The following is a 13141-nucleotide window of genomic DNA, read 5'->3' as shown; positions in this document are numbered from 1 at the left end:
GCCTAGGACGCCAGCACCTCTAGAAGGTCGTCGGCCAGGCGCCGCGAAAGGGAGCCGTCGAGGCGAGCCACCGAAACGCGAATTCCGTGAGGAGAGTTGGCATCCACGGCCTCGCCGCCGATGACCAGCCAGCCGCGTTCGAAGAGCTTGGCAACGGCCTTGTCCTGGTCGTGAACCGGAATCCACACCCAAGGACCGGCCTGGCCCCGACTGGCTATTCCGCGGGCGCGGAGCTCGCCCATCAGGGCGAGACGCTTGCTGCCGTTGGCGCGAGTGGTGAGGGCCAGTCGCTGCCCGGCACCGGGGTGAGCCAACAACTCGTCGACGATGCGGCGGGTCAGCGAGCCCAGCGGGCTTCCGAGGCGTTCGACCCGACCCCGGACCCTGGCCAGGGTCACGGGGTCGCCGGCCATGGCGGCCACCCCGAGGCGGTTTCCGAACATCGGCTCGAACGAACGAACAACCGACCAGCGCGACCGGTCGGGGTCGGCGATGGGCTCGTACTCGGCGCCTGCGAGCGGTCCGAGAGGATCCCACTCGATCAGGGCGACGCCGGGGCTGGCCCTCAGCACGGTCCTGAGCTCGGAGGCCCGGGCAGCGTCGATGACCGCCCCGGTGGGGTCGTGGCCCCTCGGGGTCAAGATGCAGGCAGCCACTCTTGGAAGAGCGGCCTCGAGGCTTTCGGGGATGGCGCCTCGTTCATCGACCGACACCGCTACCGGGTCCAGCCCGTTCAGGCTCAGAACGTCGGCGATTTCCATCGACGTCGGGTCTTCCACCGCCACCCGGTCGCCGGGCAGGAGCTGAGAGTCGAGGATGCGATCGAGCGCCTCTCGTGCAGAACCTATGACGACCACGCCTGCGCTGGTGATGCCGTCTACCTCGAAATCCTTGATGAGGCGCTCCTCGAGATCGACGGGACCGGGCGACACCAGACGATCAGCGAGGTCGTGCATCACCTGCGTCAGTGTCGGGGCGATCTCGTCCTGGTGGCGCGTCTGGGTGAGGTCGCGGACGTTGTCGGGCAGTGGCGACGGAGATGGCGTCTCGATGGGCGGGCGCTGGTGCACCTTGGTGCCGCCGCGACCGTGGGTCGAGATGACACCGCGTTGACGCAGCTGGCGATAGGCCGAGGACACGGTGCTCGGGCTGACGTTCAGCTGTTCGGCCAGCGCCCTGACGGTCGGCAACTTCGTGCCGGGCGCCAGGCGTCCTTCGCGGATTGCGTTCTCGACGCTGTCGCTTATCTCGGTAGCGCGTTTGCCCGCTACGCCCCACGGTGCCGTCATGGCGGCTGAGAGTACCGAACAAAGCTCGGCTACTGGTGGTTATCCGACGGCTGGTTGTTTGTGACGGTCAATCCGGTGGCGCGAACGGCAGCCGGGGGGTACTGAGCGTGTTGCCGAACACCACGTGTCGGCCCCGCCCGAGCTCCTTGGCGCGGTACATGGCGGCATCTGCACTGCGCATGAGGCCATCGACGTTGGTCACCCCGTGCCTGGCGACGGCGATTCCGACACTCATCGAGACGAACCACTCTGCACCGTCGAGCTCGACGGGTTCTTCGACGACGCGCATCAGTCTCTCGGCGAAACGCTCCGCGTCGTCGATGTGGTCGAAGTGATCACACAACACCACGAACTCGTCTTCGCCCATGCGCCCGATCGAGTCGCCAGGGCGAATCGACAGCACCAGCCTCTCGGCCAGAGCCTTCAGCATCCGGTCCGCGATGTCGACCCCGACCGACTCGTTGACCACATCGAAGAAGTCGAGGTCGAGCAGCAGCAAACCGACCCTCTGCCCGGTGCGGTTGGCCCTGGCCAATGCGACCTCGATGCGGTCGTACATCAGCACACGGCCCGGTAGGCCAGTCAGGTGATCGTGGGTGGCCGCCCACCTGAGCTCGGCGGCGGTGCGGTCGCCGGTGACCGGGCGGCTGATCGACGTCCACCTGTCGACTCGACCCGACGGGTCGGGGTGGCCGATCAGCACCAGCGAAACCGGAATCTCCTCACCGTCGCGGTCCAGTAGGGCGAGGTCTGCGGTCCACGATCGGCCGGCTCGGGTCTCGGGAACCCCGTGTTTGGCGATTCGTTCGACAACCCACCGGGGATGAATCTCCAACAGGCCCAGGCCTTCCAGGGGTTCGGTCGCTCCCAGCCCCAGCAGCTTCCGGGCCGCGGGGTTGGCCGACGCCGGACCTGTCATGTCGAATCTCCAGACGCAGTCCGGGGTGGACGCGAACAGGTCGTCGAATCGGTCTTCTGCGGGGTCGGTGGACAGCTCGGACGACGTTGCGGCGGTGGCTCCGACGTAGGCGATGCCCAGCAGTTGGTCGAGCTGGTCGCGGATCTCGGTGACCGTGAGGTGGCGCTTGCTCCAGCCGCTCTCGGATGCGATACGAACCGCGATCTCGAGCACGGGAGAGCGAGACTTGCGGCGTGCCGACGTGATGGCCACGCGATCTTCGGGGTGGACCAGGTCGAAGAACGACGAACCCACCAGCGATTCGGTGTCCCTGCCTGTGGCCCGCTGGGTCGACGCCGACACGAACGTGATGGTGCCGTCGGCCCTGGTGGTGACAATCAGGTCGTCTATGTGGTCGATGACGCCGTGGAAACGGGCCAGCTCTTCGCGGGTGGTGGGGCTCAGCGCCGCCGGGACCAACTGCACCAGGGTGTGCCCTGTGGCGCCGCCTCCACTGAGAGGGCTGACCAGCAACACCGCCTCCAGCGGGCTGGCAGATGCACGCTGGACCGTCACCTCGAAAGTCGCTGGCTGCACCGGTGCCAGGCACCACTGCTGGACCACCTCGCTCGAAGGTGGTTCGAGCAGGTCGGGCAGGCGTGTGCCGACGACCTTGCTCTTGGGCAGGCCCGACAGGTTGGTGAATGCGCCGTTGACCAGCCGAATCTGGCCCTCGCGGTCGATGATGGCGAGCCCTATCGAAGCCTGGTCGAACCCACCGCGCAACCACAGCTCGCGAGGCTTCACCGCAGGCTTCGCAGGCAGCAGTGTTTCGGCGCGCACGACGGGAGGGTCGTGGGAACGGTGTGCTTCAGGTGGCGAACTCACCGCTCTCCTCGTCTCTCGTGGTCGTGGGGGGATATGGCCGTTCGGAGGTACTCCAGCCGTATCGTCGGCCAGCTCGGATCGCAAACGTGGTCGCTTCATTGCTCGCGCGTGATGAGAATACCGCTTTGGCCCAGCTTGAAAAGAGGGCGCGTGTGCGGGCGTGGCGTCGCTACTCTCGACCAACACCGATCGCGTACGTGCACCGGGCTGGTGCGCCAAGGAGCGCTGGAGAGCAGGGTTCTATGAGCCGTACAAAGATGCTGACAACGCCCATCTACTACGCGAACGACGCACCCCACATCGGTCACGCCTACACGACGGTCACAGCCGATGGTGTGGCTCGCTGGCATAGGCTGCGTGGCGATGACGTGTTGTTCGTGACCGGCACGGACGAGCATGGCCTCAAGGTGCAGCGCTCGGCCGAAGACAGCGGCCTCGACCCGCAGGTGTGGGTCGACAGGACCTCGCAACGCTACGTCGATGCCTGGAACCAACTCGACATCTCCTACGACCAGTTCATCCGGACCACCGAACCCCGACACCACCGAGCCGTTCAGAAGATCCTCCAGGCCTGCTACGACAACGGCGACATCGAGCTGCGCACCTACGAGGGCCTCTATTCGGTGGCAGACGAGGCCTATGTGACCGAGGACGAGGTTGCCGAATTGGAACGGCTCGGCCGACCGGTCATAACGATGCGCGAAGAGAACTACTTCTTCTTGCTGTCGAAGTTCGAGGATCGGCTGCTCGACTGGTACCAGAGCAACCCCGAACTGGTCAGGCCTGCGTCCAAGCGCAACGAGGCCATCGGATTCATCAAGCAGGGCCTGCAGGACTTCTCGATCTCGCGGACCTCGATCGACTGGGGCGTACCCATCCCTTGGGATACCCAGCACGTCACCTACGTCTGGTTCGACGCCCTCACCAACTACATCACCGCGGCGGGCTACGGCACCGATGACGCACAGTTCGCAAAGTGGTGGCCTGGGCATCACCTGATCGGCAAGGACATCCTGCGGTTCCACTGCGTGTACTGGCCGGCGATGCTCATGTCGGCAGGAGTCGAACCGCCCAGCAACATCAGCGTCCACGGCTTCCTGCTGATCGGCGGTGAGAAGATGAGCAAGACCAGGCTCAACCACATCGCCCCCGCAGATCTGGTCGAAGACTTCGGCGTCGACGGGTTCCGCTATCACTTCCTTCGCGACCAGAACTTCGGTCCGGATGGTGATTTCTCCTACGAGGGGATGGTTGCTAGATACAACTCAGACCTGGCGAACAATCTCGGGAACCTGATGAACCGGGTGGCGACGGTGGTCGCGAAGAAATGCGACGGAATCGGCCCGGCGCCCAGGCCCGATTCACCCCTGGCCGAGGTAGCGGCTTCGGCTGTCGCCACGGCCGACGATGCCTGGTGCCGCGTCGCGCCGTCCGAGGCGCTCGAGGCGACCTGGCAAATCATCCGCGACACCAACTCGCTGCTCGAAGACGCCGAGCCCTGGAAGGCCGAGCCCGGCCCTGACACCGACGCCGTGCTCGGCGACGCACTAGAGGCTCTCAGGCTGGTGGCCATTCTGGCCAGTCCGGCCGTGCCGGCGGCCAGCCGCGAGATCTGGCGTCGAATAGGCCTCGATGGTTCGCCCGAACAGTGCAGGGTTGGCGTCGACACCCAGTGGGGTCTGTACCCCGGCGGGCTGACGGTTGCCAAGGGTGACCCCATCTTCCCGCGCCTCAAGGTCTGATGGCGTCCGAGGATTCGATGATGTCCGAGGTCGTCTGGATCGACAATCACTGCCATCTGCCCGACGACCCCGACCAGGCGCTCGAACAGGTCGAACACGCGGCTCGCGCCGGTGTGTTGCTGCTGGTCGACGTGGGCACAGACATCGACCACAGCCGAGCCGCCATCACTCGAGCCGAGCGATTCCAGTCGGTCGTGGCCACGGCAGGTGTTCATCCCCACGATGCCAAGGACGGAATCGACGGGCTAGCCGAACTCCTCGAGCATCCCCGGGTAGTAGCGGTGGGCGAGTGTGGTCTGGACTATCACTACGACAACTCGCCTCGCGATGTGCAACGGCGGGTCTTCGCCCAACAGATCGAGTTGGCGCACGAGCACCAACTGCCGCTGGTGATTCACTCGCGAAGTGCATGGGAAGACACCTTCGAAATGCTCGATGTCCATGGCATTCCGGCCAACACCGTCTTCCACTGCTTCACCGGAGGCCCCGCCGAGGCCGAGTGGGCGCTCGAACGGGGGGTCACCCTGTCGTTCAGCGGCATCGTCACGTTTCCGAGTGCCACCGATCTCGCAGAGGCCGCCAAGATGTGCCCCCTCGGCTCGATGATGGTCGAGACCGACTCTCCCTACCTGGCTCCGGTACCACATCGCGGTCGCAAGAACCGTCCCGAGCTGGTGGTTGCCGTAGGCCAGAAGATCGCGGCGCTCAAGCAGGTAGACGTGGAACGAGTGGCTCGAGCCACTTCGCTGAACGCCATCGATTTCTACGGTCTTCGAGAACCGTTTGCGCGAGCGTCATCGGCTACCTAGGCTCCTGTCCGCCAAGGAAGTCCCCTCCTTCGAGGGTGCCCCCGAGGCGGAGCTGGAAAACTGAGAAATCGATATTCGGAGCGCCGGCGCTCCATCCGCGTCGCCAGTTCGGTGACGATGGTGACGCTGCCGTTGCTCATGCTGTACAACCTGACTCTCGCGCCTGCGCCCCAGCCGGTAAAGGCCGCCTCGTCCAACGCGGACGTGGTCGAGACACAAAGCCTCGACGGTTCGCCGGCGGGTGGAGCTGCCGCGTCGTTCGCGTCTGATCTGTTCCTCGCCGCAGAATCAGCCCTGGCCCAGGCCCAGCAATCCCAGCCTGGGGCGACCGATCCCTCCGCCGGAGCTCAACAGTCGGCTGCCGTCGCTGCCGAAACCCCCACGACCGTGGCCGAAACCACCACCACTACCGAACCTGCCGTCGAGCAAACGCCCGAGGTGGCCGAGGTGGCGACATCGACCACCACGTCGACCGCAGCTCCGACAACCACGACGGCCGCAGCTCCGACAACCACGACTACCTCCACCACCGAGGCGCCCACCACTACGGCGCCCGAGACCACCACGACTACTTCCACCACCGAGGCGCCCACCACTACGGCGCCCGAGACCACCACGACTACTTCCACCACCGAGGCGCCCACCACGACCACCACAGAAGCGCCTTCGGTTTCTCCCATCGCTCCCTATCCGTGGAAAGACTCGTGGCCCACCATCGCAATGTGGGACCAATTGGCGATGTGCGAATCGAGCGGTCGCTGGGACATCAACACCGGCAACGGCTATTACGGTGGTATCCAGTTCACGACTTCTTCGTGGGAGTGGATGGGCGGAAACGGTTATCCACATCAGGCGAGCCGCGCCGAGCAGATCTATCGCGGTGCCCTGTTGTGGGAGATCCAGACCTGGGCCGCCTGGCCCGGCTGCATGAACCGGTTCGGCTGGAGCCCCACCCAGACCAGTCCGTGACCCAGACCATCCCGTGACACTGTCACCCAAGCAGGTCGCCGACCTGCTGAGTAAGCACGGCCTCGAGCCAAGCCGCGCTCTCGGCCAGAACTTCCTGGTCGATCCCAACACGGTCAGGCGCATCGTCGCTCTGGCGGGTGTATCTCCAGGAACCAGGGTCGTCGAGATCGGACCCGGCCTGGGCTCGCTGACGCTTGCCCTGTGCGAGGCCGGCGCCGACGTCTTGGCCGTCGAGGCCGATCGCCACCTCATCGAGCCGCTGCGCGACGTCACGTCCGGGATGTCGGTCGAGGTGCTCAATCAGGATGCTCTGCAACTCGAATGGGCGGCCGAGATTGGTGACCAGGCATGGGTGGTCGCAAACCTGCCCTACAACATCGCCACCCCATTGGTCGCCGAGATACTCGACAACGTCGAGGCGGTCGTGAAGCTGGTGGTGATGGTGCAGTCCGAGGTCGCAGACCGCATGGTCGCAGGCGTCGGCGACGCTGCCTATGGGGCAGTCTCGGTGAAGATCGCCTCGTGGGGTGTCGCCCGGAGGCTGTGCAAGGTGCCGCCCACGGTGTTCATACCCCGCCCCAAGGTCGACTCGACGGTGGTCGAGATCACCCGACACGCACAGCCGGTGATTCCCGCCGATACCGATCGAGCACGTCTGATGGCCCTGGTTCGAGCCGGGTTCGGTCAGCGCCGCAAGATGCTCAGGCGCTCGCTGAAAGGCCTGGTCGACCAAGCCCAGTTCGAATCGGCGGGGGTGAGGCCAGAGGCCAGGGCCGAGGAGTTGTCGCTCGAGGATTGGGTGCGGCTCGATCTGGCACGCAAGGAGATCCGGTGAACATCAAGGTGCTGGCGCCCGCGAAACTGACGCTCGAGTTGAGGGTCACAGGCACGCGACCCGATGGCTATCACCTGATCGATGCCGAGATGGTCTCGCTCGACCTGTGCGACGAGATCGAGATCTCGCAGGGCGATGGGCTCGAGATCGTCGAGGCGGGTAGCGGTCTGGCCGTCGAATCCGATGGCACCAACCTGGTGTCGCGGGCCCTGCGGATGGTTGGCCGTAAGGCTCACGTCAAGGTCACCAAGGCGATCCCTGCGGGGGCGGGCCTGGGGGGCGGCAGCAGTGATGCGGCCGCCATCTTGGCCTGGGCCGACATGACAGACGAGGTCGCGGCCAGCTCACTGGGAGCCGACGTGGCGTTCTGTCTGGTCGGGGGACGAGCTCGGGTGGGCGGAATCGGTGAAGTCGTCAGCCCGCTGCCGTTTCGCAGACAGGTATTCACACTGTTGACGCCGCCAATCGGGGTCAGCACGCCGGTCGTGTATCGAAAGTGGGACCAGATGGGCGAGCCTCGAGGCCTCAACGGCAACGACCTCGAGCCGGCAGCGCTGGCCGCGTTCCCCGAGCTGGCGCACTGGCGTGATGCCCTCGCCGAGGTGTGCGGTGTTCAGCCGAGGCTGGCAGGCTCGGGCGGCACCTGGTATGTCGAGGGAAGCCACGAACTGGTCCATCGTGGCGTCAGGTCGGTCGTGGCAAGCACGGTTCGGGCCGGGTACGGGCGCGAAAAAGCGGGCCAGACTCCCTAGGATCAGTCGATTCGGTGTCCCGAATGGCCGCCTGGGAGTCCGACCCGGTTGGTCGTTTGATACGTCGGTTGTTTAGCGGCGCTGGAAGCGGGTGCGACGAAGCATCTTCTTGTGCTTCTTCTTGCGCATCCGCTTGCGGCGCTTCTTTACGAGTGAACCCATGAAGGGCGAAAGGATAGCCGGTCGCGACGTGCAAGAGAACAGTCGGCGAGCACAAGTGGCCTGTTGCAAGAACACAGAGGTTCAGATGTCATTGCTGGCAGGGCTGGTCGTTGGAATGGGAGTATGTACGCAGCGGAGGTGAAGGTCGCGACCCGAGGCAGGCAGGTGGAAGAGTCCGATGGTGCGTTGGCCAACGAGGCAGCGCTCATCGAGCGGGCTCGACATGGCGATGCCAACGCCTTCGCGGCGCTGTACCGGCACTACTTGCCCCAGATCTATGCGTTCGCGTACCGGCGGTGTGCCAGCAGGGAGATCGCCGAGGACGTCACCGCGCTGGTCTTCGAGAAGGCCTTCCGCAACCTTCCCCGCTTCGAGCCGCGTGGCGGCGGATTCGCCGCTTGGCTGTTTCGTATCGCGGCGAACCAGATGAACGATCACCACCGACGGGCTGCACGCCCCGCCAGCGAGCGAGGCCAAGTTGCGATGTCGAGGCTGGTCAACGACAGCGAAGACCCCATCGACGACGTCGTGCGGGACGAGGAGTCGAGCGTGGTGCGCGAGGCGCTCGACCGGATCAAACCCAGGTATCGAAAGGCCTTGGCGTTGCGCTACCTGTCGGGACTGTCCAACGAGGAGGCCGCCGAGGCGATGGGTGTGTCGCGCAGCACGATGGCGGTGCTGGTGCACCGGTCTCTGAAAGCGCTGAAGCGCGAGTTGGAGGTGAAACCATGAGCCGCGACATCGAGGAGCTCCTCGAAGAGCTCGGGTCGGCGCCGGTGCCACCTTTGTCCACGAAGTTTGCAGATTCGCTCGAGTCCGATCTTCGGGTCATGGTCGCGACCTCGGCCGTGGCGACGGGCCGTGGAAGGTTCGGACGCTGGCCAGCGACCGTGGCCGCCGTGGGCTTCACGGTGTCGGTGTTCCTCTTCGCTATCGCCACGCTCAACCGCGAGCCTGCCGCGGTTCACATATCCACCGCCGACGATGCCGAGGTGATCCTTCCCACCGGCGAGCGATTCCCGGCCTCCGCCGGCGTCGTATTGCCCTCAGGCGCCGTGGTGCTGGTGGGCGAGAACGGGTCGGTGACGATCGGCGACGAGAGTTATGGCCCCAACGCCAATCTGTTCGTCGAGGGCGACGATGTGGCCCAGGTCGACGACATCGCCGCGATAGTCACCGAGTTCCCGACATCGACCATCGTCGAGCCCGACCTGGAGGTTGCCGACGGCTTCACGTCGTCTTCGGTCGATGTCGAAGCCAGGCCGACCGAATCGATCGACCCACCACTGACCTCGACCACCGTGTCGGTGGTGACTTCGGCGAAGCCTTCTACGACGGTGACGACCGCGGTCGAGTCGACCACCACCTCGGCCCCGTCATCTACTGTGCCGTCGACCACGGCGACGTCGAGGCCGTCGACCTCGACCACTGTGCCTACGTCGACTTCGACGTCGTCGACGGTGCCCGACGCTTCGACCTCGACCACCCCCACGTCGTCGACCTCGACCTCGACGACCACGACCGACCCAGATTCGTCCACCTCGACGACCTCGACCACTTCGACGACGTCCACCACCTCCACGACGTCGACCACCTCCACCACCGTCAAGGACGGCGACCCGACCGTGGGGGCTTCGACGCTCGGCTCCGACCCCAATGTCGATCTCGAAGGAGCCATCGGCGACGCGGTGCAGATCATCCGCGGAACACTTTGTCGTGCGAACGCACAGGGCCTGCCCGATTGTGGTGCAAGACCCGCCCAGACGCCGCTACCTTGGAGCGCCTGATCGGGGATCGTTCAATCGGTAGGACAGCGGGTTTTGGTCCCGTCAATGGAGGTTCGAGTCCTCCTCCCCGAGCAATGACTCGTACCATCTCGGCGATCGTGTTGGCCGCGGGGCAAGGAACCCGCATGATGTCTGCGATCCCAAAGCCGGCCCATCGGTTATGCGGTCGGCCGATGGTGTCGTTCGCTATCGACGCGCTTGCCCAGGTCGGGCTCGACAAGGCGGTCGTTGTGGTGGGCCACGGCGCCGACCGTGTGCGCAGCGCCGTCATCGACCACGCGCCCGCCGCGGCCGAGGTGGTGTTCGCCGTACAGGAACGCCAGAACGGCACAGGCGACGCCGCTGCGGTGGGGTTGTCCGCTTTCACCGCCAGCGAGATCGACGACGACGCCGCGGATGTCGTGATACTGCCCGGTGACACGCCCCTGGTGACCTCTGAGACGTTGGCCGAGATGATCGAGCTGCACCGTTCCAGCGGGGCTGGTGCCACGGTGCTGACGGCCCATATGCCCGATCCGAGCGGTTACGGACGGGTCGTGCGAGATCGGCACGGCCAGGTGGCCCGCATCGTCGAGCATCGCGATGCCGCCCCCGACGAGCTGGCAGTCGACGAGGTGAACACCTCGATCTACTGCTTCAAGCGATCGCTGTTGGGTCCGGCGCTTCGGCGGATCAACCCCGTGAATGCTCAGGGCGAGTACTACCTGACCGATGTCATAGGCGTCTTGCGCGAGGCCGGGTATCCCATCATGGCCCACGTGTGCCCGAACTCGGGCGAGACGATGGGGATCAACGACAGAGTGCAGCTGGCCGAGGCCGAGGCCGAGCTGCGCAAGCGCACCAACCTCGCGTGGCTACGCGCCGGCGTCACCATCGTCGACCCCGCCAATACCTATGTCGACACGACAGTGTCGCTGGGTACCGACGTGACGATCTTCCCAGGAGCGGTCATCCAAGGAGACACGGTCATCGGCTCCGGTACCACCGTTGGGCCTCGATGCCACATCGTCGATTGTCACATCGGAACCAACTGTCGGCTCGACGCCACCAGTGCCCGGGGAGCGACCGTCGGCGACGGATGTGAGGTCGGCCCTTTCGCCTCGTTGGCGCCAGGTGCGACAATCGCTGCGGGCACAGTCACCGGGCCCCTCTATGCTGCCGGGTGACCTGCCCGAACCTGCCGAGTGGCCTCGCCGCCCGACCGCCTACAACAAGTCGCCGAGGGTTTCATGTCGACCAACCTCGAACTGACCGCCAAAAAGCGGATGCACCTGCTGGCCGGCAGGTCCAACCCGGAGTTGGCGGCGGAGATCGCCGACCACCTCGGGGTAGAACTGGGCGACCCTGGCCTGGTCGATTTCGCCAATGGCGAGATCAAGTGCCAGTTCGCCGAGTCGCTGCGGGGTGGTGACGTCTTCGTCATCCAGTCACACGCCAGCTTCACCGGCGGCTCGGTAAACGACGCCATCATGGAGCAGCTCATCATGATCGATGCTGCCCGTCGTGCTTCGGCCAAGCGCATCACGGCGGTTGTGCCGTTCTATGGCTACGCCAGGCAGGACCGCAAGGCGGCCGGGCGCGAACCCATAACCGCCAGGCTCTTGGCCGACATGTTCCGGGTCGCCGGCGCCAAGCGACTGGTCAGCATCGATCTCCACAGCGGCCAGATCCAGGGATTCTTCGATGGTCCGGTGGATCATCTGACGGCCATGCCCGTCCTGGTCGACTACCTGCGCAAGACCGTGCCGTCCAACGCGGTCATCGTGTCCCCGGACTCTGGGCGGGTGAAGGTGGCCGAACGCTACGCCAAGCACCTCGACGCCGATGTGGCCTCCATTTACAAGCGGCGTTCTACGTCGGTTGTCAACCAGGTCGAGGCTCTGGGCGTCATGGGCGATATCGAGGGCAAGGTCTGCGTCATCGTCGACGACATGATCGACACGGCGGGCACCCTTTGTTCGGCCGCCGAGGAGCTCGTTGCCCTGGGTGCCACCGATGTCTGGGCGGCGTGCACGCACGCTGTGTTCAGCGGCCCCGCGATCGATCGCATGAAGAACTCCTCGCTGTCCAAGGTCATCGTGACCAACACCGTCCCCCTGCCATCGGAGAAGCAGTTCGACAAGCTCGAAGTGCTGTCTGCATCTGGTGTCATCGCCCGGGCGTTGCACGCGATCTACGACGATTCGTCCGTCTCTGAGATCTTCGACGGCGAGAACCAGAGTTAGGCACCCCGACACAGGCGTTGCCGGTCACCGCTGCTGGGCCTAAGCTGGTCGGTCGCGCTTCGCAGCCACCTGCGAACCCCCACGAACGCCACACGGTGTATCGCCGTGTGCTCCCAGGAGTTTCCGAGTCGATGGAACAGAACACGCTTGTAGCCACCACCGGTCGCGGACACGGAAGTGGCCCGTCGCGCCGCATCCGCGCCGAGAACAAGGTGCCTGCTGTCATCTACGGCCAGGGAATCGAGCCGATCTCGATCACGGTCGATCGACTCGAGTTTCGTCGTGTGCTCAACTCGGCGGGTTCCAACGCTGTGATCACCCTCGATGTCGATGGTGACCAGAAGCTCACCTTCGTGCGCGACATCCAGATCCACCCGATCAAGGATCGCGTGCAGCACGTCGACTTCTTGCTCGTAGACGCCAAGCAGACCGTCAGCGTCGAGGTGCCGATCGTGTTCGTCGGAGAGGCCGAAGAGCTCGCCCGCGAGGGCGGCATCCTCGAGCAGGTCCTCAACACGATTGCCGTCGAGGCGCCCGTGGTTTCGATTCCTCGCCAGTACGAGGTTGATGTCACCAACGTCACCGTCGAAAACTCGATCCGCATCGCCGATGTCGATCTGGGCGAGGGCGTGACCACCATCCTCGACCTCGATACCCCCATCGCTTCTGGCTCGTTGCCTCGTGGCGCTGTCGAAGCCGAAGAGGCCGAGGGCGAAGCGGTCGAAGGCGAGGCGGCATCAGACGGCGAGGCCGCGCAAGCCGCTGACGAGTCGTCACAGGACTGA

General features: G+C 65.2%; 13 protein-coding genes and 1 tRNA gene. 11 read left to right on the top strand and 3 right to left on the bottom strand.

Annotated elements, in window-relative coordinates:
- Window positions 1–2: 2 nt before the first annotated feature.
- Both R2770_09050 and R2770_09045 read right to left on the bottom strand, forming a co-directional pair.
- Complete coding sequence (locus tag R2770_09050; protein ID MEZ5280610.1) at window positions 3–1289, bottom strand: aminotransferase class I/II-fold pyridoxal phosphate-dependent enzyme; 1287 nt, start codon at window positions 1287–1289, stop codon at window positions 3–5.
- Between the two features lie 67 nt (window positions 1290–1356).
- Window positions 1357–3030 (bottom strand): diguanylate cyclase, encoded by a 1674-nt coding sequence (locus tag R2770_09045; GenBank protein MEZ5280609.1) that lies wholly within the window; start codon window positions 3028–3030, stop codon window positions 1357–1359.
- A 287-nt stretch (window positions 3031–3317) separates the two neighbouring features.
- Here R2770_09045 and R2770_09040 point away from each other — a divergent pair, with 287 nt between their 5' ends.
- From R2770_09040 to R2770_09020, 5 genes are all read left to right on the top strand, one after another.
- Window positions 3318–4817, top strand: a complete 1500-nt coding sequence (locus R2770_09040) for a class I tRNA ligase family protein (protein ID MEZ5280608.1) — start codon at window positions 3318–3320, stop codon at window positions 4815–4817.
- 20 nt (window positions 4818–4837) lie between these two features.
- Window positions 4838–5626: a TatD family hydrolase gene (locus R2770_09035; GenBank protein MEZ5280607.1), complete on the top strand. Its 789-nt coding sequence runs from the start codon at window positions 4838–4840 to the stop codon at window positions 5624–5626.
- Between the two features lie 120 nt (window positions 5627–5746).
- On the top strand, window positions 5747–6595 hold the full coding sequence (locus tag R2770_09030) for a transglycosylase family protein (protein ID MEZ5280606.1): 849 nt from the start codon (window positions 5747–5749) through the stop codon (window positions 6593–6595).
- 13 nt (window positions 6596–6608) lie between these two features.
- Window positions 6609–7430, top strand: a complete 822-nt coding sequence (gene rsmA, locus R2770_09025) for a 16S rRNA (adenine(1518)-N(6)/adenine(1519)-N(6))-dimethyltransferase RsmA (protein MEZ5280605.1) — start codon at window positions 6609–6611, stop codon at window positions 7428–7430.
- On the top strand, window positions 7427–8182 hold the full coding sequence (locus tag R2770_09020; protein ID MEZ5280604.1) for a 4-(cytidine 5'-diphospho)-2-C-methyl-D-erythritol kinase: 756 nt from the start codon (window positions 7427–7429) through the stop codon (window positions 8180–8182). The genes rsmA and R2770_09020 overlap by 4 nt, the downstream gene beginning before the upstream one ends.
- A 72-nt stretch (window positions 8183–8254) precedes the next feature.
- Here R2770_09020 and R2770_09015 read toward each other — a convergent pair whose 3' ends face one another.
- Window positions 8255–8344, bottom strand: a complete 90-nt coding sequence (locus R2770_09015) for an AURKAIP1/COX24 domain-containing protein (GenBank protein MEZ5280603.1) — start codon at window positions 8342–8344, stop codon at window positions 8255–8257.
- A gap of 138 nt (window positions 8345–8482) precedes the next feature.
- Here R2770_09015 and R2770_09010 point away from each other — a divergent pair, with 138 nt between their 5' ends.
- The 6 genes from R2770_09010 to R2770_08985 all read left to right on the top strand — a co-directional run bounded on the left by R2770_09010 (window position 8483) and on the right by R2770_08985 (window position 13141).
- Entirely contained in the window at window positions 8483–9076 is a 594-nt protein-coding gene (locus tag R2770_09010) for a sigma-70 family RNA polymerase sigma factor (GenBank protein MEZ5280602.1), read from the top strand.
- Entirely contained in the window at window positions 9073–10131 is a 1059-nt protein-coding gene (locus R2770_09005; protein MEZ5280601.1) for a hypothetical protein, read from the top strand. The genes R2770_09010 and R2770_09005 overlap by 4 nt, the downstream gene beginning before the upstream one ends.
- A tRNA-Gln gene (locus R2770_09000) sits at window positions 10132–10203 on the top strand.
- A gap of 2 nt (window positions 10204–10205) precedes the next feature.
- On the top strand, window positions 10206–11297 hold the full coding sequence (locus R2770_08995) for an NTP transferase domain-containing protein (GenBank protein MEZ5280600.1): 1092 nt from the start codon (window positions 10206–10208) through the stop codon (window positions 11295–11297).
- Between the two features lie 63 nt (window positions 11298–11360).
- Window positions 11361–12356, top strand: coding sequence for a ribose-phosphate diphosphokinase (locus R2770_08990; protein ID MEZ5280599.1), 996 nt, complete (start codon window positions 11361–11363; stop codon window positions 12354–12356).
- Window positions 12357–12487: 131 nt separating this feature from the next.
- The gene (locus R2770_08985; protein ID MEZ5280598.1) at window positions 12488–13141 is read left to right on the top strand and encodes a 50S ribosomal protein L25; all 654 of its coding nucleotides are present in this window, start codon (window positions 12488–12490) and stop codon (window positions 13139–13141) included.

The organism is Acidimicrobiales bacterium, from assembly GCA_041394185.1.
Classification (GTDB): domain Bacteria; phylum Actinomycetota; class Acidimicrobiia; order Acidimicrobiales; family Poriferisodalaceae; genus JAAETH01.
Note: the sequence above shows the minus strand (reverse complement) of the source record. Positions and strands in the feature narration are given on the sequence as shown.